This window comes from Vibrio sp. 1159, from assembly GCF_033340395.1.
In the GTDB taxonomy this organism is placed as follows: domain Bacteria; phylum Pseudomonadota; class Gammaproteobacteria; order Enterobacterales; family Vibrionaceae; genus Vibrio; species Vibrio alginolyticus.
Window position 1 is genome coordinate 72415 of sequence record NZ_JAWOWL010000007.1, and the last position, 25379, is coordinate 97793.

Genomic DNA, 25379 nt, shown 5'->3' on the forward strand with positions numbered 1-25379 from the left:
ACTATTGCCGAATTAAAGTCCAACACGTTTGTAGATTGGGTTTTGCGTTATTCGTGGAGTCACTATGGGAGTTAAACTCGGCACCGAACTGGGTCTGTAATGTAAACCTGTCATTTGCTGGAAACTAATAATCTCGGCACCGAACTATTGCCGAATTAAAGTCCAACACGTTTGTAGATTGGGTTTTGCGTTATTCGTGGAGTCACTATGGGAGTTAAACACGGCACCGAACTATAAGAAGTGAGTTTTTCTAACATTGCCGGATTTAACCAAACTCGGCACCGAACTATTGCAGGGTTCAATGTGGTCGGCGTTTGTTTTATTCAAAAAAGTCATCTTCGGGGCAAACCCGGCACCGAACTGAATTCTGCAATCATTTCTGCACCCGTTGCCGGAATTGTCAAACACGGCACCGAGCAAATAGGTGTAGAGATTGAAAATAAATAAGAAATTTGAGGGGGCGTATGCCAAGACAATCAATAGAAGCTGCAAGGGCAGAAATCAGGAGCACCTTGGAAAAGCTCGTTGATGAGGCAACTACGGTTGTTGATGGCTATTGGATCGAATTCAGAATGATGAATATGAAACTCCAAGAGCGTGAGCGGAAAGAGGGTGCACCAGAAGGTTACCTGCGTGGTAATTACGGACCTCGGATTACCGTTCGTACAGGAAAAACCTATATCGAATGGGTTTTCTATGGCCCAGGAAGGTATGGAGGAAGAAAAAAATCGTGGGGTGAACGTGTCGCCCCAAGAAAAGGGCCTGTTTATCAAATGTCTCAGTTTGCGAAGAAAGCCCAACCTTGGGAGCTCGAAATGATTGAAGAGGCTGAAAACAAACTTCGACCGCTACGGTATGCGATTGAAAGTGTACATGGAGCACAGGCGTATCTAAGTCGACTCCTTTCAAAGATGGATAAACCCGAATCACAGAACACAGAGGAACAACAATAATGGCAGATCAAAATTCACAACAAACACAAACGGCTCAAAGCAATAGCCCAGCTAATCGTAGACCACAGCAGCAACGTCGTAATGAATTTGTTCAAACTCGTAAATCAGTTCCATACACATTACAGGTCCAATCAAACGCGATGTTGGATTACATGTCTCGTAACGGTGGCGCGGCGGCGGGTGCATTCCAGCGAGTTGCAGGCCTTATCCAATTCACTGCAAATGATGCTGTTGTACGTGAGCGTTTGGATACCTGGTTTGAGAGTGTCATTGAGAATGCTTCTGAACGTGCAAATGCATTGTCTGTTCAACAGGAAAAATACAGTGAAGGTGTCGTCATGAACGTTCCTCGCCCGAAGGTTCCTGATAACTACAAGTATGTAGTTGAGATTACACACCCAATCTTCTGGAAGCTCATTGGTCTGGTAGAAATGATTGATGTAGTTATGGGCGAAATTGAATTTCTTTGGCTGTCTGGGCAGTTGGAAGATGTGCATCTTCAAAATGCTCAAGGGCAGGCTATCAATACTATCCGCACAATGGTTAACCGTATCTACTACGTAACGAATGCATCGCGCAATCGTAAAGGTGGTTTATATAATCCGGAAGCCTACAACGAACTAATGCAGGCTCTGATTAAGAACGAAGAAGCACCTGAAAAACAAGAAAGTGATAGTCCGGAACAGGACACAGCTGTATCTGCAGCGTAATAGTTGGAGTTCCTAATGCTTAGCCGTTTCAGAGGCGTGGTATACAAAATGTTAGCTGGGGCTGCCGATAAGGTAGCTCCTGCAACAAGCAACAGTATTGAAATACCAGCGCCAGAATTATCGATTGAAGACCTAATTCGCTACCCGCCAGAAACCAAAGGTATTCCAGTTATACCGTTGGAAAAAATCCTTGCCTCTCAAAGCGAGATCTTAAGGTTGATGCATCGTGATTCAGGCATGCCTGACCCTGAGAAGGAAAAAGGCAAATCTAAGGATGACCAAGCTAAAAAAGAGTATCAGCTGAACTTCGATACTTTATTTCGCCAAGTAGTTACCAATTACATCCGATATGTACATTTATTACCCGCTTCAGAAAACCACCATCATAGTGATGTTGGTGGACTCGCACGTCACAGTCTTGAAGTGGCATTGAATAGTCTGCGTCGTTCACAGCAGCAAGTTCTGCCAGCCATTGGACATTTAGACGAAGAGCAGGCAAGAAAACCTCGTTGGCAATATGCGGCTTGGATCTGTGGGTTACTGCATGACGCAGGGAAAATACTCTATGACATGCGAGTCTATGATGTTGACACTGGTGAAGACTGGAATCCATACCTGTCTGATTTAATCTCGTGGGCTCACGAAAACAAGGTGTCTCGATACCGAGTGACCTGGAAACCAGAGCATCGCCATAAAAAACATGAAAACCTAAGTGTTCAGGTTTTGGAGTGGATTCTAACGCCAGAAGCTAAATTCTATTTAATGGATAACTCGGATGAATTGCCTATTGCCATTAACCATGCACTTGCTCATTACGGGGGCCATGACGGATATCTACAAACATGTATCCGCGAAGCTGACAGTGCCAGTACAGAAAAAGACATCCGTACCCAATGGCATGAAATGATAGGTAAACGCCGTTATCCGTTGGAAAGTGCCATTGTAAAAGCAATGCGAAGACTGCGTGATAGTTGGGAGGTGAACAAGCCCAAAGGACACATTTGGGTTATTGGTGAAGAAGTATATCTAGCTTGGCCAAAGTCGATACAGCTCATTGTTCAGCAACTTCAAGAAGACAAGGTAGATGTTCCTGTTAACCCGACTCGAATTCTAGAAATACTGGAAGAGCGAAACTTGGTTAACCGTATGGACGATAGCGTTACATACAGCATGTTTACTCCAGAAATGGATGGTGTAACAGGAGCCGAACGTGTAATTCAACTCGCTTGGCCGGGGCTACTGTACGAAACGATGCCCGTTCCTAGATCAGTACCGGGACTCCTACGGTTAAATAATGATGGTAAGTCACTTGAGTACCGTAAAGACGGTTCGGTAATTGAGATTGAACCAGAGGAAGAACGAGCGGATAAAGCGTCAAATTCGACAGGTTCACAATCAAGTCGTGAAGCAACCCAGCAACGAAAGAACCTGAAAAATGCTGCTAAGTCCGTATCTGAAGTTAAGGAAGATACAGATGATTCGAGCTCCCAAAATAAAACGGTAGATTCTAAGACTAAGAAGCCGCGTAAGAAATCAGTACCTAAAAAACCTGACAACAAGAAGGGAAGCGGCGCCGAAAATACACCGCCAGCTCCAAAATCTGATGGTAATAAGGGGCTTGTGTTTGCTAACCAGGGTGAACCCAACCAGCAAACTAATCCAAATGAACAGAAGGAGGTTGAGCAAGTTCAAGACAAACCACAGGTAAAAGACTCTGTAAGCGCAAGTGACTCAGGTATGGATGTTCCTGCATACCTAATGGCTGATGAATATGATGATAGTAGTTACACAGAAGGTGGTGATGAACTCAAGGTACCAGCATATTTACTCGGTGAGCAGGATGATGCAACCGTTCAACCAAGACCTAATCAAAATCCAAATCAGAAAAAGGGTAATCCAACTGGCGATAAGGCACCTGTTAAACCTGTAAAACAAAAGAGTTCCCAGCAAAAGTCGAGTACTAAAGCTTCTGAATCAGCCAAAGGTGTTGTTCCTATGGGGACGCTTCTTAAGCGTAAAGAGGCGTTTGGTAAGGCCAAGCCACAAATATCACAGACAAAAGGTTGGTTGGGGCAGAAAAAGCACGGTAGAAGTCAGGCAGATTTGTTCCTAATTGATTTAGCTAATGCGATGGCCAATGGAGATTTGAGTGTCGAAGCTGGTGAAGGCATTTTCCTGACTAATGGTCAGTTACATATTGACACGCAGATGCTGACTAAGGTTCTCGACGTTGAAGCGGGACCTATATCGTCAATCCTTAAGAATGAACGTCTATTAGATTACGACAAGCTAAAACCAAACCTACTTGTGCAACGAAAAACGTTTGGGCGTCACAAGGTAATGGTCTTCTCTCTCATTAAGTCTGCCAGTCAGCAATTGTGTTCTGAACTCGGGATAACCGTGAACAACATTGATTACAACGCTGAGGAACAAGGTAATCCAAGTAGAGATACGAGTCCAAAACATGAAATTGAAAAAACCATTGCGCCTAGTGATAAGCCAGAGAGTGGTGAACTTGCTAAAAAAATTGAGATGACCGGAGGTGAGAATGCAGGTGGAGATGACGAAATCACACTACTGATGAAGTACCTAAATACCAAGTCAGAAAATGGATGTGAATTCATGCAAAAAACTAAGGATGGACGTCATTGGGGTATTTATGCTCAAGGCGCTATCAAGTCATTTATACAAGATGTACGCCCTGGGGCAAGTCGCAATACCCTCTCCAAGGAATTGACCTTAATGGCTGACGGTGTGACTGACCTAGAAACAGATTCAGGGCGAAAGAAACATCTCTTGATTCGTAAAGAACTAATTGGGTAGTGAGGTTCAATGATAGATAGAGGAAAGCAATTCTGGATGGAAAATATGTTCCGTCCAGTATTCGAATTAAAACAGGCACAGGTATGGTTTATCGGTGGTGTCATAACATTGTTTACAGGAGGATTGGCACTAGATACCTCTGTGCCAATCCATGTGATCCTGTTTGTCTTTATGATGATTCAAGCTGGTCTAAGAGTTAAACAAGGCCTGCCGCTGCTAAAACGACAGTTCAAGCTATTTGTTAACTATTTCTACGTTATTAGCGCCTTAAGTTTCAGAGAAAGAAACCTTAAACAAAAAGATACCGCGTTTCTTGGTCGTGGCTTCCCTTGGGGGCCGGAACATGCTCAACGCGCTTATCAAGTTATGTCTATGTCTACAGACTACCTTGAGATCAAATTGCCCTTAATCCTTCGACCTTTCAGTAAGAAGTACGAAAAGACGACTAGGAAGTTAGGTGGTCGACCGTGGATACATGGTCTTGGTGAAGAAAAAGAAGTTACTGCTGATGAAAGTGTGTTCCATGCCCATTCAGTTATCTTCGGTAATCCGGGCACCGGTAAGACAACACTATTGAACATGTTCTCAAGTGGTGCACTGCATCGTGGGAATGTTGTAATCATAATCGACCCGAAGAACGATGCCGATTGGCGTAAGACTATTCAACGCGAATGTAAAGCTATTGGTATGGAGGATAAATTTTACTTCTTCCACCCATCACATCCAAGTAAGAGTTGTCGTATTGACCCTCTAACTTCATATGTCCGAACTACCGAATTAGCCTCACGTTTATCATCATTGCTACCTGGTGAGTCTGAATCAGATCCTTATGTGCAATTCGCATGGAAATGTATCTATCAAGTTATCGAAGCTCAGTTGTACGTTGGGGAAAAACCAAAGCTTACGAACGTAGCTTATTACTTAATGAGCGGTAAGTTCCAACTCGCGAAACGATGCCTAGACAAATTGTTCTGTGAAGTCTTGGGGCCTGATTGGGTCACCACTATGGGTAAAGACATCGAGAAAATGGGACAGGGCAGCATGATTGCCGGCATGTGTTTTTACTACACGCAAAACCTGCAGGCTGACCATCCAAACCCTGCCGTCAACGGCATTGTTGAAATGGTGTCACACCCACAAGAGCACATGACGAAAATGTTGGGTTCTACAGCACCATTGTTTGCTCAGTTGACATCAAAGCCCCTAGATGAATTGTTATCTCCAACACTACGTATGGACGAAACCGATGATGAACGACCTATCGTTGATACGGATAAACTGGTTCGAACTGGTGGCGTTTTATATGTGGCGTTGGATAGTTTATCTGACTCAATGGTGGCAAGTGCAATAGGTAAGTTAATTCTTGCTGATGTTTGTGCGGCTAGTGCACGTCGATACAACTATGAAGAAGGTAAAGGGCGTCGCGTGAGCTTGTTTGTAGATGAAGCTCACGCCTGTATAAATGACCCATTAATCAATATGCTAGCAGTCGCTAGGGGGGCTCAATTTGAGCTGTATGTTAGCAGCCAAACATTACCCGATTACATTGCGAAAACTAATGAAGCTCAAGCACGTCGTATCCTCGGTCTAGCATCAAACCTATTCTGTTTGCGTGTAAATGACAACATAACTCAAGAATACGCGACAGAGAACTTTGGTGAAGCAAGTATCCGTGAGGTGGGGTTTTCCCTGAACTCTGGTACATCAACAACCGGTGCGCTTGGTGAATTCTCCGGAGGGTTGAAGGAACAGTTAAGTCAAACACGTGAGAAGGTATTTCCAGCGACCTTGCTTGGTGACTTACCGAACCTACAGTACATCGCTCGATTAGCTGATGGTCGTAAAGTGAAGGGACGCATCCCGTTCCTTAAAGCTGCGTAAGGAACATTTCATGTTTAGTGATAAAGATACAAATAAACAAAAAAGCTTCCTTGCGCGAATGGTGGCAGCAGTCGCCATGATTTCACTAGCATACATTGTAATTGTAATGACACCGGAAGGTTACAGACAAACATTACAAGCAGAAATAAATGCATTCAAACGGGTTGTTGGTCCTGAAGACTCAGCTCTGGTGCTACAGAATTCAGCTGACATGTTCAATGCTGCGTTTGTAGAAACTGGTGTTATTTCAACACTGGAAGGTTCAATCGAATTGACTGGGGTTAGTGGGGAGGAATTCTGGCGTACACCAATGGTGCGAATTGTCGAAAACTTAAAGCTGATGTTCTACCAAACGGTATTTCGAATGGCTGTATTTTTTCACTGGCTGATATTAGGTGCACCTTTCATTTTCGCTTTAGCCTCTGATGGCTACTACAAACGAAAAACAAAGCAATACGAATTCGGTATAGCCAGTGCGAATTTATTTCGCATTTGGGTTAAGGCGGGGATTTTTGCTTTCTTCATCATCGATGTTTACTTCATTTTCCCTGCAGCAGGGGTATTTGGCGTTCTTTTGCCACCGATAATGTTTGTAATCCTCGGTTTATCACTTAGATACGCGCTTAGCAATGTAAGTAAAGTATTTTGATTTTTAAGCCCTACCATTGTGAGTAGGGCATGCCATTTATGGAGTTAATAATGGGATTTCCTTTCAGAAAGAAAAAAATTGAACAAGAGCCTAAGAATCTCAAAGACGCTTTTGTTCAGGAGTCATCACGGCACCTAAAAGTAAAGAAGTGGACAGATGGTGTAAAAGCCGGTGCTATCGCGGTAATGATGCTTGTAAGTGTAGGTTACACTCTAAGTGATACTGCAAGTGAGAAAATTGGTCCACACATCGCTGTCATCTCTCTTACAGGAGCAATAGAAACAGGCAACCGTGAAACCGATGGGTGGAAAGTCAGTAAAGTAATAACTGAGGCCATTGAAGATGATAATGTTAAAGCAATATTGATTGAGGCCAATTCTCCTGGTGGTTCACCAAGCGACGCAGAGCTTATTTACAATACGATCATGAAGTATCGTTTTTCGGAAGAGTATACGAAGCCTATCTACACAACAGTACGTTCTTCGTGTGCAAGTGCGTGCTACTACATTGCATCTGCTACAGATGAAATCTACGCGATGAACTCATCGCTGGTGGGCTCTATTGGGGTTCGCATGGACGGATGGGGATTTCAGGACGCTATCCAGAAAGTTGGTGTAGAGCGTCGAGTGTTTCATGCTGGTACTCACAAAGCACTGATGGATCCGTTTAAGCCTGTTTCCGAAGAAGAAAGGACGTTTATCCAAGATTCGATATTAACTAAGCTCCATAACCAGTTTATTAATGCAGTCAAGAAAGGCCGAGGAGATAGATTAGAGGATAAATCAGAAATATGGTCTGGATTAATCTGGACTGGAGAGGAAGCGGTAGGTCTTGGGTTAATTGATGGTATCAAGACACCAATGGAAATTGAGGCTTATCTTGAAAAGCAGCTTGGAGTGGATAAACTTATCTACCACGGACGTCAGAAATTCAAGCTTTCCAATCTATTGTCTATGGACGCACAAGTATTGGTTGATATGATTTCCGAATCAATCTACTACGAGTTCAAATCTGACGTTAAAAACGAATCTATCACTCCTTCATTTAAATAAATACACCTAAAAAGCCCTACATAATCACTGTGTGGGGCTTTTTTTGTTGGCATATTACTCTCTGTCATCAAGACGCGATTAATCAATCTTCTTACGTAATTAAAATAGAGAGTTTAGATATGAAAAATACTGCTGTAATGGACCAAAATATGCTCAGCTCGGGCTTCGATAGCAAAAAGGTAATGATGTTACTTGTTGCTGCTTTTGGTGTTGTAGCGTTTGCACTTGCTTTTAACGCACTTGCTGCGACAGGTACGCTCGAAGGTGAGTTTGCTGACATGTGGGATGAAGTGAAAGGTCTTGCTGGTGGTGCTCCGGGCAAAATCCTAATGATGCTTATGGTTATGGGTGTTGTATTTTTCTCAACAGTTAAGCCAAACCTTGTTGGTTTCGCAGGATGTGTAGTGTCAGTTCTTGTACTAGGCAACGCAGGCAAGATCATCGATTCATCATTAACTTCTACCATTTTTGACGCTCCTGCTGCGTTGTTGCCGCTTATTGGTGGCTAACCACCTCTCGATTAAGGCGCTAACACTTAAGCGCCTTAATAGTTTCCAATTTTTGAAAAAAGAGAACGTATGGAAGATGCACAACAGCAATCACTAAGAAGTGATCAGCATTACCTTCCAATGCGAGTCAACGAACCGATGATGGTGATCTTTTGGGATGTAGACGAAGTAAGGCCGATCATTCTTTCATTCGCGCTAGGTGTACCGTTTGACGCCATAAACTACGTGCTACCTGTTGGCTTTTTGTACTTCTTCTTAGCGAGAAAGATTAAAGCAAAATATGCCAAGGGAATTCTGAGCCACATTGCCTGGTGGCATGGAATTCTTCCAATGAGAACCTCGCGTTCAATGCCCGACCCGCTCATCAGAGAACTTTTCAGATAGGAGCACCTTTAGTGTTTAAAAATTCCAAAGCGCTGCGCTCATGGAGCAGCAGCGTAGCCTTGTCTCGATTTCTAGCACAAAGCAACCTTGCGCTAGCCATTGCAGTAGTGGCATTGGCTTACGCTGCTTTAAGCAAGGATGAAACTGTCGTTGTAGTGCCTCCTACGTTTACCGAAGAGATCACTATGGCGGGTAATAAGGCTAGTGAATCCTATAAGACAGGGTGGGGCTTGTTTGCTGCAAACATGGCTGGAAACATTTCCGAACGCAACGCAATGTTTGTTGTTGATACGTTAAGAAAAATGTTTCTTGCCAGGGATGCTGATGACTATGAACGTCAACTTTTGTCACAAGTAGAAGCCCTAAAGGTTCGAGGTGTACGTGAAAACTTCACACCGCTAGACCTAATTTACAATTCTCAGGTAGATACCGTTTGGGTTTACGGCGACAAAAAAACCACTTCAACCCGATCTGGCGCCACGACAACTCAGAAATGGACATATGAAATTAAAATTGCCGCGCGCAATGGTCAGCCGAAAATCACCTATTTCTCACAGTATCCAGGAGCGCCAAACACCCGTAAGCGTGTAATTGAGCTTAAAAAGCAGCAAGTGGAAGAAAAGAAAGCTGCGGAAGAAGAAAATAAACAGGCCGAGGAATAGAAAAACAGATGAAGCATTACTCTATGAATAAATCAGCCTTGGTATTACTACTCTCAGTTGCCATTGCATCACCTGCATTTGCTGCAGAAGTGGATGTTGCGGCTGACATACCCGTTACTCCAATGAATGCGAACCGCGTTCCAGTCGATACATCTAATTCTAATGGCAGTGTTGCTAATGCTGTCGACCAAGCAATCATGGATGCTGTAGCTAAAAGCATGCCTGCGAAATCTGTAGACGAATACAATGCTAGTCAGCAAATACCACAGCAGGCAGCTGTAGACTCCTACGGAATGCCAACAGTTCAAAGCACAAAAGTTAAAACTGTTGATACTGCCCCGAACTATACACAACTAGCTCAGCCACCAGCTATGGCAGCAACACCAGTCCAAGCTGTTGTTCCCCAAGTGAAAGGTTCATCTAACCCTATCACTGACTCTGTTCGTTCCAAGTACAAGCCTCACCAAGAGGTTACTATTAAACCTGGGCATGGTGAGCTATTACCAGTTGCTGCAGGATTGCAGAACCGTATTGCGACTCCGTTTGTTGATGTCATTGTTAAGACAGCTGATATGGAAGTGCCTATCCAAACTGATGGTGGTTTTGTTTATATCACCCCTCTAAGTCAAGCCCCAATTGGTTTAATGGTTGGGGAGAGAGGTATGCCAGAAACAATGGTAAGCCTCACTCTTATGCCGTTAGATGTTCCACCAGTAATGGTTGATGTCAAAGTTCGGATGGACGCAAAGACTAAGGCTAAACATGCTAGGTTCATTGCGAAAGTTCAAGCCGATAAAGAGCAAAATGACTTTCTAAAAGAAGCCCGGAAAGGTCCAACAGTTAAAAATGACCCACGTGTTAATTTAGAACATGAAAACCGAGCGACCAATGTATTAGCAGAAGTTGCAGGCGGTAACATCCCGAACGGTTTCGATATTACTACAGAGATACCTGCTGATGAGCGTTATCCATGTGACATTGTTCGTATGGGTATGTATCACGAAGTTGGCCAGCGAATGATTAGTGGCCGCGAAATCATCGATGTTGTCCTAGTTAAAAATGACATCAATGGATTCCGTGAAGTTCGTGAGGAATATTGCCTTAAGGATGATGTGATTGCAGTTGGTGTATTTGATAGAGCCACGTTAGCACCAGGTGAATCTAGCGAATTATATATCCTACGAGACAAGCTTCATGCCGAGAAGCTTAAGCGAGTTCGTACTCGACCACGCTTAACAAGTACGTATTAAGGGGGAATTACAGAATGGATATGACCTCTTTAAAAGGTAAAGCCAATGAGCAATGGCAAAACCCTAAAGTACGTTACGGCGTAGTTGGTATGGTTCTTCTAGGGATCATCTTTTTTATCGCTTTCAGTACAGACGATATTGATACTGGCGGAAGCCGTAAAGACGAAAATGGCCAAGTAATAGTTTCTGAGAAGTCGCGTCGCGTAGAAGCTAACTTCTTTACTCAAGATGGTGCCGATGACATTGATCAAGGTCGAATGGATGAAATATACGGGTTAATGGAAGACCAGTTGGCTGATCGTGAAAAAGCAATCGACGAACGCGAAGAAGAAATGCGCCAGATGGAAAATCGCGTAATGAAAGAGCTCGAGTCTCTACGCTTTAGCCAGAATGACCTTAAGCGTGAGCTTGAAGTTCAGAAAACTGCATCTGAGGAAGTCCAAAAGCAAGTTAACACGCAGCAAACGCCTATCTTCACGCCACCAGCACAACAGCCAGTTGCACAAGCACAACAGCCTGTAGGTAACGCTAACCCAATGTCTAACGCTGTACAGAAAGTTATGCCAAAGGTTATCGACCATAAGCGTATAGGTATCCGTACCATCGATAGTACTGGTGACCGATTCCAAGATGCGACAGGCGAGATAAAAGAATTGCGCGCAGAAGAAGAAGTTAAGGAAGAAGTTGTAGAGGACGATACCGATAAAGACAAGACTAACGATAAGGCAGAAATATTCTTGCCGGCTGGTTCTATCATTAGTGGTGTTCTAATTACAGGTATGGATGTCCCTACTGGCAACTCCACGAAACGTGACCCTTTCCCTGCGATATTACGAATCAAAGAGGAAGCGCTACTGCCTAACAATTTTACCGCAGATATTCGCGAGTGTGTGATTGTTGCTTCTGGTATTGGTGATATCGCGAGTCGCCGGGCTTACCTTCGTGCAGAGGCTATTTCATGTGTAACAGATGCTGGCAAGGCGGTTGAAGCCAACCTAAATGCATTTGCTGTAGGTGGTGATGGTCGGAATGGTATTCCGGGCCGACTAGTGTCTAAGAATGGTGAAGCGGCGATGAAATCTGCATGGGCAGGTTTCCTAAGTGGTATGGCTAACTTAGCAGGGCAATCAACATACAGTATTGGCGATAATGAGACAGGTATATTTGGTCCAATGCAAAATCCAGAAATCATGCAGTCAATGGCAGGTACCGCAGCGTTGCAAGGTGCAGGCGATGCGATGGAAAGACTAGCTGATTACTACATCGAACTAGCAGAAGAGATGAAACCTTATATCGAGGTTAACCCTGGTATCTCAATTGACTTCATTATCCAACGCGGTTCCAAACTACCCCTAGAGTAATCTGGGGGGTTACAAACCTTATAAGAGAAATTAACCATGAATGTTACGAAGAAAGGTCTATTTGGAATACTTACAGTTTGGACAATTGCGCTATGTATTGGTTTTGGTCTAGTGCTTAAGGTCTTTGTTTTGAACGGTGAAACTGAATCACGTTTAAGCAAAGTTGATTACGAGGTGAAACTACTTGCACAACAGACAGCATCAGTGCCGAAAGTAGTAGTGCTGGATCTGGCTAAGGTCGCAAATGAGTGGAAAGGACGTAACGACAATCTGGCAATCAAAGCTGTTGAGACAACCATCAATTTTTATAACGAGAAGGGATACTTAGTACTGGATAGTGCTAGTGTTGTCGGAGACATTGGCAAATATGCAGGTGTGGTACCAACTCCTGAGAAAATGAGCCAAATGATGCGCCAAGCAGAGGAAGGCAAGTAGTAACGGATAGTACTGTACAGAGAGTTTCTAAAAACTATCAGTATTAAATGCGCAATAAAAAGTTGCAGAAGGATTTGTTTTTGATTAACTAAGCGTATGAGTAATGCAGAGGTAATAACAGGTATGAAAGTACGCTTAAATAACGTTCTACTATTGGCACTGGCAGTAATGGGCGCTCATGTAGCTCAAGCTACTGACACTGCACAACAAGTATTAACTAGCGTTAGCTACCAACTGACAGAGTACGACACTTCGAAAACTGGTCGTCAACGCGCTATCGAGAAAGCAAAACAATCAGCTCTGAGTAAGGCTGACTTTGAATATCTAAATGTAACCAAGATGGATTCAACTGTTGGTATTACTCAAACAAGAAGTGCATCTGTTGGGCAGGTGACCGATATGCACATACTAAATGAAACCCTAGCGTCATGCGTAAACAATCGCTCTGCTCGTTGTTACCATATAGTAGAGGCAGAGTTTACGGTGACTACATCTCGTATAGCACCAAGCAAGAAGTCTCTAGAAGACCGGGCAAGCATTGTAGATATGGCGCAGGCATTGGAAGAATTAAACTAGCACCAATTAATAAGCTCCCATACTAACCCCAGCTTTGCCCTGACATTTAAGTCAGGGCTTTTTTATTTTCTAACGCTTCATATTGATAGCGACAATTAACTCCCTTTAATTAGACCCACATAATCGCCACAATCACTATCCCGGATGCTTACTATCTACGAATTGTTTTAGGTGGAAGGTAATTATGAGACTACGGGGAGTATCAAAGGCATTAATTGGTATCTTAGCTGCAATGACGCTTAGTAATGCAGTGGCAGACCCTTTACTCGACCAAGCAGAACGTTTAGCCAAACAAGAAGCAGCGCAAGAAAAGTTGAGTGCTAAGGCATTAATTGGTGGCATGTCTGACCTGGATGTTAAGACCGCACTGCAAAACTTCAATAAACTCCACTGGACGCAGATTTTACCTGTTAACGACCTAATCATGGTTGAGAACGATAAGGGTGAAAAGCTGTTAATGGACACGAAAGCTCGTATTGCGATCCGCGGCAATATGGAAGTGTATGACATGTGGAATAAGCGACCTATCAACACGCAGGCCGATGCTAAAGCCGCATGGATGGTGACATTGGATAGGTTTGGTGTTCATACCGGTGATTTGGCGAGTTTCCGCTATGGCTTAGAGAAGGATAAGCCTGATGTAACCTTGCTGGTGGACCCTCACGGTGATTTCAATGTGAAACTTTTCGACCAGATGAAAGCAATGGCTGACAAGTATTCATTTGAAATCGTACTTGCTCCGCTATTGGGGGGTGACTCTATCAATGAATCTCTCAAACTATGGTGTGCGAAAGACCGGCAGAAATCGCTTGATGAACTGATGGCTCAAAAGAGTGCGAGTGGCGAGATATTCCCTACCTGTAATAAAGATCCCCTAATAAAAGCCCTTGGTGTCGCAGGCGTTCTGCAAATCAAAGGTCTTCCATTTTTAATCAGAGCTGATGGACTTCAACTGCAGGGTACGCCTGATAGTCTTTCTGAATTCATGAGCCGAAACGTAGACAACATAGGAGAGGTAATCGTAAATGATGTTAAAGCATCTAAGTAAGGCTCTGATTCTTGCAGGTATAACACTTCTTAGCTCTGGCTGTACAAGCATGTTCGAAGTAGGTGAAGAGCCTACAGAATGTCCGACGGCTCAAAGTGGTGGCATAACATGTACGAGTGCTCGTGAAATTTGGAAGTTGACAGATAACAGGAAGGATCTGGAAGAAGCTCGCCTTCGTAGTAACGGAGAGTCACAACAAGAAGATGACGATGACTCTGCCAACGTCGAGCAATCACAGCCGATGCCTTACCCTGGTGGTACGCCAGCCGAACGTCAAGCCATCTACCGTGATTACGAATCAAAGCGTTCTCAATTAGCCGCGCCAGAGCCCATTGCGGTTCGTCAACCAGCAAAAGTATTACGTGTTCTTATGAATTCATGGGAAGACGAAGAGGGGCGCTTACACATTCCTGGGTATACCTACGTTGAAATTGAGAAGCGCCGTTGGGTCGTTGGTCGTGGGGCAAGCACCAGTCCTGCACGCATTACTCCTTTGAGTATCCGTAAATCTTCACTAGAAGATGAGCGCAGAAACAACCCAGTAGCAGATAACGGTATGGGGATTGTACAACCAGTTCCTATGGGCGTATCAGCAACACAACCACGACAAGTGAAATGAGAGGGTAGCTGATATGGCCGGGATACTAGATAAACATAACGCGATAGTCGGACATAACCAGTATGGTGATGTCCTACCTGTACTTGAGTACATACCAGAGATGAACGGGTACATACTTGATGGTGGGTATATAGGTTTTACTTTTATCTGTCAGCCACTGACAGGTGTGAACAATGACTTAATGAACTCACTGGATGACCTTTATGAGCGTCAGTTTCCAGCAGACAGTTTTTTGCAGGTCAGCTTGTTTGGTTCTCCTTACATAAAGTGGATCTTGGAGAGGTTCGAGAACATCCGTGAAGGCCGAGCTGAAGGGGAGATGGGTGAGTTGTACGATGAAATTGGTCGTACAACATATCAATACTATCAAGAGTGTACTGATAAGGCTCTCCACCCAGTAACAGGCCTGAAGGTGCGTGACTATGAGGTTTGGGTATCATTCAAAATGCCTCTTAAGAAACAGCAGCCTTCTAAATCAGAACTAGCCGCGTTCAGACGATTATACCTCCAGTTAAAATCTACTCTTGATTCTATCGGTGCTCACCCGGAAGACATGACGCCCGAACTTTACATTCACCGGATGCAGATCTTACATAACCAATCGAAGCAGGCTGATTGGCGTGAGGGAGTTACTGGCCATGACGCGGGTGTACCTCTTCGTTACCAAGTAATGGAGAGAGGCGGTAGCTGTTTCGTTCATCAAGATGGTTTGGAATTTGGTGACATCGAGAAGGGTGAAGGTTCTTACGTTAAGATGTTATCAGTTCAGAAGTACCCAGAGATACTCACATTTGGTGATATTTACGATCTGGTATGTGACTGGCGAAAAGGTAAGGAAGGTTTACGCGAACCGTTCTTGATGACGCTAAACGTCCACTTCCCTAATCAGGAGAAGGCTCAGCGTGAGTTTACAAAGAACCGGGGTTGGCTAACTCACCAAGCATCTGGGCCAATTGCAAAATGGGTAGACCGACTACGGTTTCAGAAAAAAGACTACGATGAGTTTTACAACTCTCTAGAGAGTAAAGGCGCTCAGATAGCTAATTGTTATCTGCAGATGACCATTTTCAGTGAGTCAAAAGCAAAAGCAGAAAAGTCCGTTATGGACGTACAGTCATTTGCGTCTAAGAGAAAGTGGAAGTTTGTGGAAGACCGCTATATTTGTTTACCACTTTACCTATCATCTTTACCTATGGGTTGTGATGAAGCGACCGTTAAAAACCTCCACAGATTTAACCGATTTGCATCGGATGCACTGAAGTTCATTACCCCGATGATCGCGTCATGGAAAGGGAATGGGCTTGGCCGTCCAGTAGTACCGCTAGTTACCCGTGACGGTCAGATGTTCTGTTTCGACCCATTCACTTCTGATGGTAACTTTAACATGTTCACTGCGGCGGCTTCCGGGTCGGGTAAATCATTCTGGATAAACTACCTGGTATCACAAGTACTGACTTCGGGAAATATCGGAGGCGGCAAGCTATATCGAGATAGCCCGTTACCTCAAGACCGTAAGCCTCTTGACCGTGGTCGTGTGTTTATCATTGACGTTGGTCGATCGTATGAAAAACTCTGTGAACTCTATAACGGGAGATTCTTGGAGTTTGGCGAGAACTTCAAGTATTCATTGAACCCATTCAAGTCGATACATGAATTCGCGGGTAAAGATGGCCAGGGTGATATGGTGTTGTCACTTCTGAAATTCATGGCATCACCCTCTGGCTCGCTTACTGACTTCCAGACAGCGCGTATGAACGTGCTGTTGAATCAATTGTGGAATGAGAAGGGTAAGGATTCAACGATTGATGACTTTGCGGAGATGTGTAAAGCCGACCCTGAGCCGCGAGTTAACGATATCGGCTTCCAGTTAGAGCCTTGGTGTAAAGATGGTCCATACGGTGAGTTCTTTGATGATAAGAACCCACCAGTAGATTTCTCTGGCGACTTTGTTGTTATCGAGCTTGAAGAACTTAAGTCGCGTAAGCAGCTACAAATAGCGGTACTTCTGCAATGTATCAGTTGTATCCAGCATGAGATGTTCCTGTCAGGAAAAGACCGAAACAAACTGTTTATTCTAGATGAAGCTTGGGAGTACATTAAGATTAAGGGCGGTGCAGGTATGGCAGTTGCTGAATTCTTGGAAGCAGGTTGGCGTCGTTTCCGTAAGTATCAAGCTGCTGGTATCTGTATTACCCAGAGTATTTCCGATGCATATGAGACTGAAGTTGGCCGAGCTATGGCAGACAACTCTCAGTTCAAAGTATTCTTACGACAAGAGCCTGAGGTAATCGAGAAGGTCCGTGAGAATAAACAATTCGATGGTAACGCCACCGACTTCGCGCTACTAAAGAGTATCCATACGGTTAAAGGTGAGTACTCTGAACTTTATATTCGTACTGGTAGTTCAAGGGAAGTCTGTCGACTGTTTGTTCCTCGATACCAGCAACTGATGTTTACCACTGACGGTAAAGAGCTCGCTGCCATTGACCGATATAAAGCTCAAGGTCTGACAATTGCCCAGTCGATTCAGGCAGTGATTGATGAAGAGCAAGCAACCGGTAGACGAACCACAACAGAAACGACTGATGATTTCTCAGCTGAGGAATTGGAAGCAATGCTGGCCGCTTAAGGGATTACTTTTCCAGCTTAATGAAAGGCACCGAATCGGTGTCTTTTTTCATTGTTGGTGGACTTGCGGGATTTGCAATAGCAACGAAAATTGTTGAGTCAAATTGAAGAGGTGGCTATGCACAATCATCGATATATTACCGGTTTATGCTCCGATGATACCCCTGAGAGCGAGAAACAGTTTCTGCGGGTCGTTACAGAGCGACTTATGCTGTCAGGTTACACAATGCGAACTGGCGGTCTTATGGGCACGACAGAGCCATTCATACGGGGTGCTATGGATGCTGCAGAGGTTAAGGAAGAATTGATTCCATCTCTGGAGCTATACGTACCTTCGCTTAAAGTGGATACGCTAGGGTTAAACCCAAAGCAGGTGTTTGACATCCACCAGCTCAAAGAGATGAAAAGTGGTCGCATTATGTCTATGGCGGCGCAATACCGCGACCGAAACTTAACTATCTCTAATGAACGCGCACTTGAGTACGAAACGTATGTACCAGCTTTAATAGGGGGTGATTTGAAAGACATTAGCCGATTTATGATTTGCTGGGCTTCAAAACCTCAATTTGATGAAAACCAAAGACAAAATGACTGTAATGGGTGCTTAAGCTCTGCAGTCAGAATCGCACACTCGAATGGCATGCAGGTATTCAACACGGCAATACCTGCTCATAAAACTAGATTGCTAAAATGGATTACTGGAGATAATCGCTAAATGACTAACAAAATTGACACTCAAGCAGTAGAGAGTTTCTGGAGTCGCTTCCCTGGCCACATCAATTTCTTGGAAGAGAGCGTAAAGTTAGGACATAACGAAGAGTTTCAGATCCGTTATGACGCGGTAAATAAATCAGCACAAGAGTTTCATCCATCTATGCGTGTCGAGTTCTCTCTCGATATGATGGAAGCGAAGGTTAATGCCATCGTTATAACCTCAAAAGAACGAGGTGATGGCCGCAAAATTGCAATGAAAGTGGCAAAGGCCTGCCCAGAGAAATACCGAGAGTTAGTCACGCCATATCGTTTACCTGCTTTGCCGTGGGAAACGAAAGTAACCAAAAACTGGATGATCGATATGGCCGCGCAATTTGGCATGCAAAGTATTGCTAACGAAGTAGGTACGGTGCTGGCCGATGTAACGGTTGCGGTTAAGACGAACCCTCAAAACGGAAAAGTGCTTATTCAGGTAGGCTTTAAGAATAAGCGCGAACTGAAAGCGGTTGGCGAAGAAATTGTTCTGGTTATGCTGGAGTTGTTGCTTGGCGAAGAGATTATTGCCGAAGCAGTCGATCTTCTGAGTATTAAAACCGCAAAAGAACTTAGCCCCGCTAAAATGGGTTGGGAACATACAAGCGGTTTAAATGCTCGTGATGTGGTTCTACGTAATCTGCTCTAACTCGTGTCACACAGGTTCAATTAGATGTATAATCAAGCCATTAAGAGCAAGGATAGCTCATTAGATATGTAAATATTTAGGATCGCTGCTAATGAATCATGTAAACCTGTTTATGCCGAAACCTATACCGGTACCAAGCGCCGAACTGGAGGCGTTACAGGCAACAATGAATCATTTGCAGCACCTTAGTCCTAACGCATCACTACCTGATAACAAGCAAGCTCTTACCAACTTCTTAGAAACTACCCCAATCATATTTGCTGGTGGCTATTCTAATCGAGGCATGCTGACTGCAATAATCCCTTTTGGACGCCAAGTAATGGCAAGTCGAAATTTTATTCCTTGGCTTAATATGCAAGAAACTGTCAGCACTTGGCTAACATGGGCAGAGAAAAGGCGTGATGGTATGTTTAACGATGAAATTGATGAACAATCACTCTGTGTTGATAGGGCGACCAAAGAGATGCCCATCCTTGCTGCTCAACACCAGGGGTTAAAGAGAGTGCTTTATCCAGAGGAATTGCCTATTCCATTGGCTACGTGGTGTGTACACTCTGAGGCGAAGGGGTACTGTGTTTTTGCTATGCATGAAAGTGAGGTTGTTACCAATATTGAAGCGTTTAAGTACGCCTCTACTGATTGTGAACTAATACCGGTTAAAGCTGTGCTTCACTGCGGTTACATCATTCGTGATGGGGTTATTGTGTTGAAGGGCGAGTCTTACGACCCAGATAAAGAAAGACAATTTTACGAATTCGAGCAATAAAAAAGCGACCAGATAAACATCGTGGTCGCTCTCATTTCATTCTCATGTGTATCACCGCACACCTCCAATCCATTACATGCTAAAAAGTCCTTTGTCATGTTCTTAGAAGCGGTGGATAGGAGACTGTTTTGGGATGTGCTTTGCGATCTCTTTAGCAAGCGTCTGATTTGGCGTAAGCTCGCTAGAGAAGTCGTAATGCTTATATGATTTTTCCTTTGGCTCGTTAGCTAAAGCCACTACTACTAAAAGAATTACTAGAAAAAGAACTGCTTCCATATCGTCACCTTTGAATGTTATTGGTTAATGTATCGTCTTGATATGTTCATATTCCCACCATTCGACCATTCCGCAAGCCCATATTTCAGACATAATTAACCCTGCCAGTTCTATTAAAAAAGAACAGCATATCCCTCAAGTCTCGCCAAAAACTGTATGACACCCAAGAACCCGCAGTTTGTAGCAATCGCAATGGAACCAACTAACTACGGATGCATGTTTTTCCTTTGGTGACAGTCTTACAACGGCCACCAGCTTCCAAATACCTACACTGTCGGGATAAACACAATCGAACTAAAACCGAATGTGTGCAGCACTGAGTTAAGGCCTACCGATTGCGCTAGTTCCTGTAAGCGTGTTGCTTGCTCGTGCTCCCTAATTACCAGACCACTTGTATATCGATTGGTCGTGTTTGCTGTTAAGCACTGGTGGTAATTATTCACGGTTTCCTCTACAGGAATGTTGTGTTCAACAGCAATCTGATTAAGAGAGGTGAAAGCTAAATCAGCTGTTTGTATAGACGCGTTCATGTCTAGTTCCCTTTAAGATGTGAAGCCATTAATTAACGATTCAAGTTTGGCTTTTTTATCTGGTGTAAGATAAGGCATAACTTGAGGCGCAAGAGATAAAATCAGGGTTTTCACTTGCACATCACGCTCCGTTCCTTCAAACATCAAAGCGACAACTAGACCCATAATCAGCTGACAAGCCATACTGTTATCAGGTTGACGTAATACCTCGATAATATTTTCAGCTTCTTGGGTGGCAATCTGCGGGGTGCTACCTTGTTCAATGGATTTATTTACAAGCAATTCTTTTATGTTGTTTAGTGCCACTGTGTCCATAATACTCAATCCTTTTCTATCTTAGCGGTAACGAGGGTGTACGAATTTGTTGATGATTTCCTCACAAGGAACCGTCGAACAGTGAGGTATGAGATCTGCGATAGTAAGCGGTTTATTGAATGCAGCAATACGCCAACTCATATATGGCATTGTCGCACTACCTATTAGTTTCTGATCAGCACCAAGCCAAGAGTAAAGTTGTTCAAGATTGTGGAATTGAGCACCGCTATTAAAGCCTAGAGAAGCGCTTAGACGTATACCTTTGAACTCTAGGCGTAGGCGAGGTGGTATATTCGATATAAGATCGCGCAGAGGGGTTGCAGGTGCGTCTGACACACGAGGTAAACGACCTGTCATCTGGTATTTCATAAGTTGTTTAGGATTACGCAGCATGGCGTTCATTGCTTGGTGACTCATTGTAATTAGTCCTTGTTGCTTGGTTGATATAACCAAGTTAACCGCAATGCCTAAACACACAAGGTGTTGAAATGGAGATAATTTGATGGAAAGTTAGTAGGTAAGGGGCGAGCCCCTTACAGTTTGCGGATAATATACGTTACGCCGTCACGCTCTATTTCAATCTGACCGTTCATCAATAACTGAGAGTCGATGTATTCAGCGTAATTCAGGTATTCTTCGATTGATGTAACCTTCTCACTGGCATCAATATCGAAACGGGCTATGAAACCACTAACATCGATATGAGTACCTTCATCAAGCAACACCTCACCACAGTTCTTACAAAGGTTTGACTTGTGTACGATATAGCTATTCATTTTCTACTCTCCGTCTGGCATGGACAGGGTTATTGTTTTTTAGCTTCCGTGTAAGGGCGGTATGCCAGTTCGATAGCCTGTAGATACGCTAATGCGCTTTGTTCTTTTTCAAGATAAAGTCGAACGAACGAGATACCTTTTAAATATCGTTGCCTAGCGGCCACATACCGTAGGTTAGATGGCTTTTCCTTCAAGTATCTTGTCATCAAGTTGCTAATCTTGGTACGTGCTATCGGAAATTGTTCCATGATGATCGTAGAATTAATTTCATCGTGAAGCTCAACGTAGGCATCGATATACCTTAGAACTATTTGATTAAAAGCTTCGTTTAGGTTCAAGATTGCTACACCTCTAGTGGAATGTTTATAAAAAGCACACTGCACATGGCGCGTACAGTGTAAATCGAGTTAGTTATTCTTCAACCAAGCTCTTAGCTGTTTAATCGGCTCATCAAGCACTATCCAAATAAATAATATTCCAAGACCAAACAAAGTTATGCACGCTGGTATGAACAGGAGCTGGTGTGTCAGAGTTTCTAAGATATAGCGCCATTCTTCTGGAGCACTTTCACTAAATTGGATAATTCCAAATCGTAGCAGTAAGCCGAAAAAACCAAGATTAAATGAGATGGCACCAAGGACCAGTTTTTGTATGTCGTCTTTCCATGTATGTGGGGGTTCTTTAGCTAATTCAGTCATTGCCTGTGCTCTTTATATTTAGAATTGATTCGATTTCAGTAACCAAAGAGCCTGCTTCAATAGCATGGTGAATGCTTAGGTGGTGGTCTCGTTTATAGTCGTTACCAGTCTTCACTATGAATTCCAACGCTTGGTTTAGCGTATACTTCAATGACTCTTCAGTTGCTGATGGAAAGAGGGGAATCTGAGAGATCATAAAGTCGTCTGGATCCAAAGGTTCAGATGGTTTGGCGCTGTCAAAAGAGAAGTATTGCTTACCGTCTGAATAAACGATAATTTCTGGTGATCCAGCACACCCCCATAACGCAGCCTTATAATAGCCTTTAGGCAGTACTGGCTCATTCTCGTCGTCTGTGTTGTACACGGATAATGGTTTGTTAAGTACTTCATCGCTGGTGGCGTGTATGGTCATTAATTAAATCTCTTCTTACGGTTGCATTTATGCAGTTAACTTGGCGTCCAAACTCAACCTAGTCCACTGCTGTAAAAATTATTGATTACTAAGAACCTGCTGGTTACGAATTGGTATTCATTGGGTAACCCGCATATGCAGGCTCTGAAACGTGGCTGGTTTTATTACTCAATGCTAACTACGCGGCCACGTGCTACTAATAAACCTTCAATCAGTCACAACTTGAATCGCTGTCACCAGAATCAAAGCTTGAGGTATTAATGCCAGAGTCAGAGCTTGAGGTATTAATGCCAGAGTCAGAGCTTGACTCAGAGCCTCCACTATAAGTTTTTGTCTCTGGTTCGATTGAATCCAAAATGGCTGTACTAACTAGCACGTTACCTACCAAATCATTAGTGTCGTAATCATCCCTGTATCGCACCGTTCGTGAGCCTCCAGACTTGCGACTATTAACTCTCCCTGCCGATGGGTAACTTGAATTTTTTGAGTTGACCTTGGGTTGTGGCCGGCGAATTGGTTTCTCCAATCGTTTGCCTACAGCATCAAGTGCATCAGCTTCTTTTTTTTCTTCACGTGATTTTTTAGCTTTTAAGTAAAAGTGGATAGCAATGCCAAGTCCTAGACCAACGGCGATTGTCATACTGGTATTCAAATCCATAATTTCTCCAGTTTAGGGAATTGCTGCGCCAACATGTGTTGATTGATGGCTTGGATTAAATAGTTACTGTGTAACGTATCTCTTTCATCGCAGAATGAATTATATATTACTGCGAGTTCAATTATTATTGTATGGCTTGTATTAAAACGCGAAACATATAAATCGACGTAGTGTTTGGATATTTGTCGGAAAGTGTCTTATTGATAGTTGAGCTAATCTGGCGTCAAACAAGACCTCTTAGAAGACATGTTAGCTACATCTCAGTGATATTGTATTACTGTAGAAGTTCTGTAGGACTTCGGGGATGGTGATCATGATAAAAGGAAAGCGGGGGAGGTGTTTGGGGTGACTGCTGTGGTGATTTCCCAGCGAAATGGGCAAGGAACTGTCTAGCTACGTACCAAATCAATGGCGGTTGTTTTTATGGTGAAAGTAGGTATTGTGTAGATAAGGCTAGATATCACTCCAGTTAACTAGCCTTAGTGGGTGGAAAAGGGCGTTAGTTGAATATGAGCTAACGCCCTTTTTATTTTCTAAGCCTCGCAAAGAGCTAACCTTCTTTGTACCTCTTTGAGTTTCATGTAGAGCTCTTGAGCACTTTCGGTTTTTACTCTCTGTCCTTCAATAACATCGAGTACACGCACCAGTTGTCTCTCATATCCAATGAGGTATTCGTAATCGTCTAATATTGGGGCTTTAAGACATTCTTTAATCGCATTATTCATTTGTTGCTCTGTATCTGAGGGGGCAGGGCGCAACATTGCATCTGGGTTGTATAACTCAGAACGAACAACCAGCCACTTATCACTTGCTGAAACAACAATACGAGCTTGACGGTTAGGCGACACCTTTGACACAACAAACTGAATACCGTTGTTTCTTAGGTCTTCTGCCGACTCGATAGGTGATACATTTGGTGCGCGTAGGATAAATACTCCCTGACCTACTCCACGCGATAGGGCAAGGTTCTTTCTCGCATTCTGTTCGAGGTTATGCAAACGAGCTGTCCTGACATGAACATCTTTTTGGTTATGGCGATAATGTACGACATCAGGGGCTACGCAATTCAGGCGAGCTGCATGTGGAAGTGTTTCACCCGGATGCCTCCGTGATTCAACCCCAGGAAATACCTCAGTTACCATTATCATAATAGGGGTTGTATCGAGGTGTAGGGCAATATTTTCTATGCTTGCACCAGTCTTTGTCATAAGGGTAAAAGAGTCGATGTCTTTTACCTTGTAACCAGGGCGACGATGTTCACGTCCTACATAGAGGTCATTATTTAGTTGGTTCATGGGTTGCCTTAAGCTTTAATACTTACGTTGTTCCTGTGGGCCACCAGCAGAGATACTGGTGGCCATCAAATTCACTTGCCGTTGAAGCTAACACCGATGAAGCCTTCGATGTTTAGACTGGAACTCTTCACATAAATTGAAGCGCCGGTTTCACAAGCATCCGTGATAGTTAATTGATCGAAGAATCCAAACAGCTTCTTGATTTCGTCAATGAAAAGGGGTTCTTGATCACCAAAGAAAATAACACCCATTTCTCCATCTTCTGAGCCTTCCTCTTTGATATTCATCATAGCTTGCAGTGTTTTAGGTAGATAAAACTTCTGGTGCTGTTTGAGGGTTAGAAAAAGATGCTCGTGGGGCTTATCTTCTAAAGCTGCAATCATCTCAGAATCGATGTCGTCAACGATCCATTCAAGTTCACTGCGGTTAACAACAATGATGCTTTCATCATTGATGACACACTCTTCGATATGAAGTTGGTACGTTTGACCGCGTTGGTCCGTGTCTTCTATGCAAACTACCGACACATATTCGCTATCAGCTTCATAGTTGGTTGTTAAGTAGTTCACGCCATTACGTGATATGACGACGCCCGGTTCTAGAGTGTTTGATTTAGTCATGCTTTAACCTATGAGTATTTAATGTGATTAACAGTTACTATTAAAAGCGATGTTTGAAATCGCACAATAGGGTTAAGCATGAAGTGGATATAATAAA

At 43.5% G+C, this 25379-nt stretch carries 29 protein-coding genes; 19 read left to right on the top strand and 10 right to left on the bottom strand.

Going from position 1 to position 25379, the window contains the following annotated elements:
• Positions 1 to 464 precede the first annotated feature (464 nt).
• From mobI to R7127_RS07990, 19 genes are all read left to right on the top strand, one after another.
• Positions 465 to 953 (top strand): conjugative transfer protein MobI(A/C), encoded by a 489-nt coding sequence (mobI, locus tag R7127_RS07900; RefSeq protein ID WP_206954530.1) that lies wholly within the window; start codon positions 465 to 467, stop codon positions 951 to 953.
• Positions 953 to 1663 (top strand): hypothetical protein, encoded by a 711-nt coding sequence (locus R7127_RS07905; protein WP_318148339.1) that lies wholly within the window; start codon positions 953 to 955, stop codon positions 1661 to 1663. The genes mobI and R7127_RS07905 overlap by 1 nt, the downstream gene beginning before the upstream one ends.
• 15 nt (positions 1664 to 1678) lie before the next feature.
• The gene (gene mobH / locus R7127_RS07910) at positions 1679 to 4486 is read left to right on the top strand and encodes a MobH family relaxase (RefSeq protein ID WP_318148340.1); all 2808 of its coding nucleotides are present in this window, start codon (positions 1679 to 1681) and stop codon (positions 4484 to 4486) included.
• A 36-nt stretch (positions 4487 to 4522) separates the two neighbouring features.
• Positions 4523 to 6367: a conjugative transfer system coupling protein TraD gene (gene traD, locus R7127_RS07915; protein WP_258509710.1), complete on the top strand. Its 1845-nt coding sequence runs from the start codon at positions 4523 to 4525 to the stop codon at positions 6365 to 6367.
• 10 nt (positions 6368 to 6377) lie between these two features.
• Positions 6378 to 7016: a DUF4400 domain-containing protein gene (locus R7127_RS07920; RefSeq protein ID WP_206954518.1), complete on the top strand. Its 639-nt coding sequence runs from the start codon at positions 6378 to 6380 to the stop codon at positions 7014 to 7016.
• A 50-nt stretch (positions 7017 to 7066) separates the two neighbouring features.
• On the top strand, positions 7067 to 8068 hold the full coding sequence (sppA, locus tag R7127_RS07925) for a signal peptide peptidase SppA (protein ID WP_318148341.1): 1002 nt from the start codon (positions 7067 to 7069) through the stop codon (positions 8066 to 8068).
• A gap of 119 nt (positions 8069 to 8187) precedes the next feature.
• On the top strand, positions 8188 to 8577 hold the full coding sequence (locus R7127_RS07930) for a hypothetical protein (RefSeq protein ID WP_206954515.1): 390 nt from the start codon (positions 8188 to 8190) through the stop codon (positions 8575 to 8577).
• A 69-nt stretch (positions 8578 to 8646) separates the two neighbouring features.
• The gene (gene traL, locus R7127_RS07935) at positions 8647 to 8961 is read left to right on the top strand and encodes a type IV conjugative transfer system protein TraL (protein WP_206954512.1); all 315 of its coding nucleotides are present in this window, start codon (positions 8647 to 8649) and stop codon (positions 8959 to 8961) included.
• Positions 8962 to 8972: 11 nt separating this feature from the next.
• Positions 8973 to 9623: a TraE/TraK family type IV conjugative transfer system protein gene (locus tag R7127_RS07940; RefSeq protein ID WP_318148342.1), complete on the top strand. Its 651-nt coding sequence runs from the start codon at positions 8973 to 8975 to the stop codon at positions 9621 to 9623.
• Between the two features lie 23 nt (positions 9624 to 9646).
• Positions 9647 to 10873 (top strand): hypothetical protein, encoded by a 1227-nt coding sequence (locus tag R7127_RS07945; protein WP_318148343.1) that lies wholly within the window; start codon positions 9647 to 9649, stop codon positions 10871 to 10873.
• A 14-nt stretch (positions 10874 to 10887) separates the two neighbouring features.
• Entirely contained in the window at positions 10888 to 12234 is a 1347-nt protein-coding gene (locus tag R7127_RS07950) for a TraB/VirB10 family protein (RefSeq protein WP_318148344.1), read from the top strand.
• A gap of 36 nt (positions 12235 to 12270) precedes the next feature.
• Complete coding sequence (locus R7127_RS07955; protein ID WP_318148345.1) at positions 12271 to 12669, top strand: hypothetical protein; 399 nt, start codon at positions 12271 to 12273, stop codon at positions 12667 to 12669.
• Between the two features lie 123 nt (positions 12670 to 12792).
• A complete protein-coding gene (locus tag R7127_RS07960; RefSeq protein WP_318148346.1) occupies positions 12793 to 13245 on the top strand; it encodes a hypothetical protein in 453 nt (150 codons plus the stop codon).
• A 184-nt stretch (positions 13246 to 13429) separates the two neighbouring features.
• Positions 13430 to 14293 (top strand): hypothetical protein, encoded by an 864-nt coding sequence (locus tag R7127_RS07965; protein WP_318148347.1) that lies wholly within the window; start codon positions 13430 to 13432, stop codon positions 14291 to 14293.
• Complete coding sequence (locus R7127_RS07970; protein ID WP_318148348.1) at positions 14271 to 14912, top strand: TraV family lipoprotein; 642 nt, start codon at positions 14271 to 14273, stop codon at positions 14910 to 14912. The genes R7127_RS07965 and R7127_RS07970 overlap by 23 nt, the downstream gene beginning before the upstream one ends.
• 13 nt (positions 14913 to 14925) lie before the next feature.
• Positions 14926 to 17541, top strand: coding sequence for a TraC family protein (locus R7127_RS07975; protein WP_318148349.1), 2616 nt, complete (start codon positions 14926 to 14928; stop codon positions 17539 to 17541).
• A 117-nt stretch (positions 17542 to 17658) separates the two neighbouring features.
• Entirely contained in the window at positions 17659 to 18255 is a 597-nt protein-coding gene (locus R7127_RS07980; protein ID WP_318148350.1) for a hypothetical protein, read from the top strand.
• Positions 18256 to 18936, top strand: a complete 681-nt coding sequence (locus R7127_RS07985) for a hypothetical protein (RefSeq protein WP_318148351.1) — start codon at positions 18256 to 18258, stop codon at positions 18934 to 18936. It abuts the gene before it with no gap.
• 91 nt (positions 18937 to 19027) lie between these two features.
• Positions 19028 to 19702, top strand: coding sequence for a hypothetical protein (locus R7127_RS07990; protein ID WP_318148352.1), 675 nt, complete (start codon positions 19028 to 19030; stop codon positions 19700 to 19702).
• 102 nt (positions 19703 to 19804) lie between these two features.
• Here R7127_RS07990 and R7127_RS07995 read toward each other — a convergent pair whose 3' ends face one another.
• The 10 genes from R7127_RS07995 to R7127_RS08040 form a co-directional block, all read right to left on the bottom strand.
• Positions 19805 to 19978: a hypothetical protein gene (locus R7127_RS07995; RefSeq protein WP_318148353.1), complete on the bottom strand. Its 174-nt coding sequence runs from the start codon at positions 19976 to 19978 to the stop codon at positions 19805 to 19807.
• A gap of 266 nt (positions 19979 to 20244) precedes the next feature.
• Positions 20245 to 20508 (bottom strand): hypothetical protein, encoded by a 264-nt coding sequence (locus R7127_RS08000; protein WP_318148354.1) that lies wholly within the window; start codon positions 20506 to 20508, stop codon positions 20245 to 20247.
• Between the two features lie 12 nt (positions 20509 to 20520).
• On the bottom strand, positions 20521 to 20823 hold the full coding sequence (locus tag R7127_RS08005) for a hypothetical protein (RefSeq protein ID WP_318148355.1): 303 nt from the start codon (positions 20821 to 20823) through the stop codon (positions 20521 to 20523).
• Between the two features lie 21 nt (positions 20824 to 20844).
• On the bottom strand, positions 20845 to 21240 hold the full coding sequence (locus R7127_RS08010) for a hypothetical protein (RefSeq protein WP_318148356.1): 396 nt from the start codon (positions 21238 to 21240) through the stop codon (positions 20845 to 20847).
• A gap of 116 nt (positions 21241 to 21356) precedes the next feature.
• Positions 21357 to 21599: a hypothetical protein gene (locus R7127_RS08015; RefSeq protein ID WP_206954489.1), complete on the bottom strand. Its 243-nt coding sequence runs from the start codon at positions 21597 to 21599 to the stop codon at positions 21357 to 21359.
• A gap of 407 nt (positions 21600 to 22006) precedes the next feature.
• Complete coding sequence (locus R7127_RS08020) at positions 22007 to 22297, bottom strand: hypothetical protein (RefSeq protein WP_318148357.1); 291 nt, start codon at positions 22295 to 22297, stop codon at positions 22007 to 22009.
• Positions 22290 to 22709, bottom strand: coding sequence for a hypothetical protein (locus R7127_RS08025; RefSeq protein WP_318148358.1), 420 nt, complete (start codon positions 22707 to 22709; stop codon positions 22290 to 22292). The genes R7127_RS08020 and R7127_RS08025 overlap by 8 nt, the downstream gene beginning before the upstream one ends.
• 211 nt (positions 22710 to 22920) lie before the next feature.
• Positions 22921 to 23367, bottom strand: coding sequence for a hypothetical protein (locus tag R7127_RS08030; protein WP_318148359.1), 447 nt, complete (start codon positions 23365 to 23367; stop codon positions 22921 to 22923).
• 533 nt (positions 23368 to 23900) lie between these two features.
• Positions 23901 to 24662, bottom strand: coding sequence for a hypothetical protein (locus R7127_RS08035; RefSeq protein ID WP_318148360.1), 762 nt, complete (start codon positions 24660 to 24662; stop codon positions 23901 to 23903).
• 71 nt (positions 24663 to 24733) lie between these two features.
• On the bottom strand, positions 24734 to 25282 hold the full coding sequence (locus tag R7127_RS08040) for a hypothetical protein (protein WP_318148361.1): 549 nt from the start codon (positions 25280 to 25282) through the stop codon (positions 24734 to 24736).
• Between the last annotated feature and the right edge of the window lie 97 nt (positions 25283 to 25379).

Bases quoted from the DNA above. Each gene is read 5' to 3' on its own strand.
- R7127_RS07960 (WP_318148346.1), top strand. From the start codon at position 12,793: ATGAAAGTACGCTTAAATAACGTTCTACTATTGGCACTGGCAGTAATG.
- traD (WP_258509710.1), top strand. From the start codon at position 4,523: ATGGAAAATATGTTCCGTCCAGTATTCGAATTAAAACAGGCACAGGTA.
- sppA (WP_318148341.1), top strand. From the start codon at position 7,067: ATGGGATTTCCTTTCAGAAAGAAAAAAATTGAACAAGAGCCTAAGAAT.
- R7127_RS07990 (WP_318148352.1), top strand. From the start codon at position 19,028: ATGAATCATGTAAACCTGTTTATGCCGAAACCTATACCGGTACCAAGC.
- R7127_RS07980 (WP_318148350.1), top strand. From the start codon at position 17,659: ATGCACAATCATCGATATATTACCGGTTTATGCTCCGATGATACCCCT.
- R7127_RS08035 (WP_318148360.1), bottom strand. From the start codon at position 24,662: ATGAACCAACTAAATAATGACCTCTATGTAGGACGTGAACATCGTCGC.
- R7127_RS08000 (WP_318148354.1), bottom strand. From the start codon at position 20,508: ATGAACGCGTCTATACAAACAGCTGATTTAGCTTTCACCTCTCTTAAT.
- R7127_RS07970 (WP_318148348.1), top strand. From the start codon at position 14,271: ATGATGTTAAAGCATCTAAGTAAGGCTCTGATTCTTGCAGGTATAACA.
- R7127_RS07965 (WP_318148347.1), top strand. From the start codon at position 13,430: ATGAGACTACGGGGAGTATCAAAGGCATTAATTGGTATCTTAGCTGCA.
- R7127_RS08025 (WP_318148358.1), bottom strand. From the start codon at position 22,709: ATGACCATACACGCCACCAGCGATGAAGTACTTAACAAACCATTATCC.
- R7127_RS07950 (WP_318148344.1), top strand. From the start codon at position 10,888: ATGGATATGACCTCTTTAAAAGGTAAAGCCAATGAGCAATGGCAAAAC.
- R7127_RS07975 (WP_318148349.1), top strand. From the start codon at position 14,926: ATGGCCGGGATACTAGATAAACATAACGCGATAGTCGGACATAACCAG.
- R7127_RS07920 (WP_206954518.1), top strand. From the start codon at position 6,378: ATGTTTAGTGATAAAGATACAAATAAACAAAAAAGCTTCCTTGCGCGA.
- traL (WP_206954512.1), top strand. From the start codon at position 8,647: ATGGAAGATGCACAACAGCAATCACTAAGAAGTGATCAGCATTACCTT.
- R7127_RS08020 (WP_318148357.1), bottom strand. From the start codon at position 22,297: ATGACTGAATTAGCTAAAGAACCCCCACATACATGGAAAGACGACATA.
- R7127_RS07930 (WP_206954515.1), top strand. From the start codon at position 8,188: ATGAAAAATACTGCTGTAATGGACCAAAATATGCTCAGCTCGGGCTTC.
- R7127_RS07955 (WP_318148345.1), top strand. From the start codon at position 12,271: ATGAATGTTACGAAGAAAGGTCTATTTGGAATACTTACAGTTTGGACA.
- R7127_RS08030 (WP_318148359.1), bottom strand. From the start codon at position 23,367: ATGGATTTGAATACCAGTATGACAATCGCCGTTGGTCTAGGACTTGGC.
- R7127_RS07995 (WP_318148353.1), bottom strand. From the start codon at position 19,978: ATGGAAGCAGTTCTTTTTCTAGTAATTCTTTTAGTAGTAGTGGCTTTA.
- R7127_RS08015 (WP_206954489.1), bottom strand. From the start codon at position 21,599: ATGAATAGCTATATCGTACACAAGTCAAACCTTTGTAAGAACTGTGGT.
- R7127_RS07905 (WP_318148339.1), top strand. From the start codon at position 953: ATGGCAGATCAAAATTCACAACAAACACAAACGGCTCAAAGCAATAGC.
- R7127_RS07985 (WP_318148351.1), top strand. From the start codon at position 18,256: ATGACTAACAAAATTGACACTCAAGCAGTAGAGAGTTTCTGGAGTCGC.
- R7127_RS08010 (WP_318148356.1), bottom strand. From the start codon at position 21,240: ATGAGTCACCAAGCAATGAACGCCATGCTGCGTAATCCTAAACAACTT.
- R7127_RS07945 (WP_318148343.1), top strand. From the start codon at position 9,647: ATGAATAAATCAGCCTTGGTATTACTACTCTCAGTTGCCATTGCATCA.
- mobH (WP_318148340.1), top strand. From the start codon at position 1,679: ATGCTTAGCCGTTTCAGAGGCGTGGTATACAAAATGTTAGCTGGGGCT.
- mobI (WP_206954530.1), top strand. From the start codon at position 465: ATGCCAAGACAATCAATAGAAGCTGCAAGGGCAGAAATCAGGAGCACC.
- R7127_RS08005 (WP_318148355.1), bottom strand. From the start codon at position 20,823: ATGGACACAGTGGCACTAAACAACATAAAAGAATTGCTTGTAAATAAA.
- R7127_RS08040 (WP_318148361.1), bottom strand. From the start codon at position 25,282: ATGACTAAATCAAACACTCTAGAACCGGGCGTCGTCATATCACGTAAT.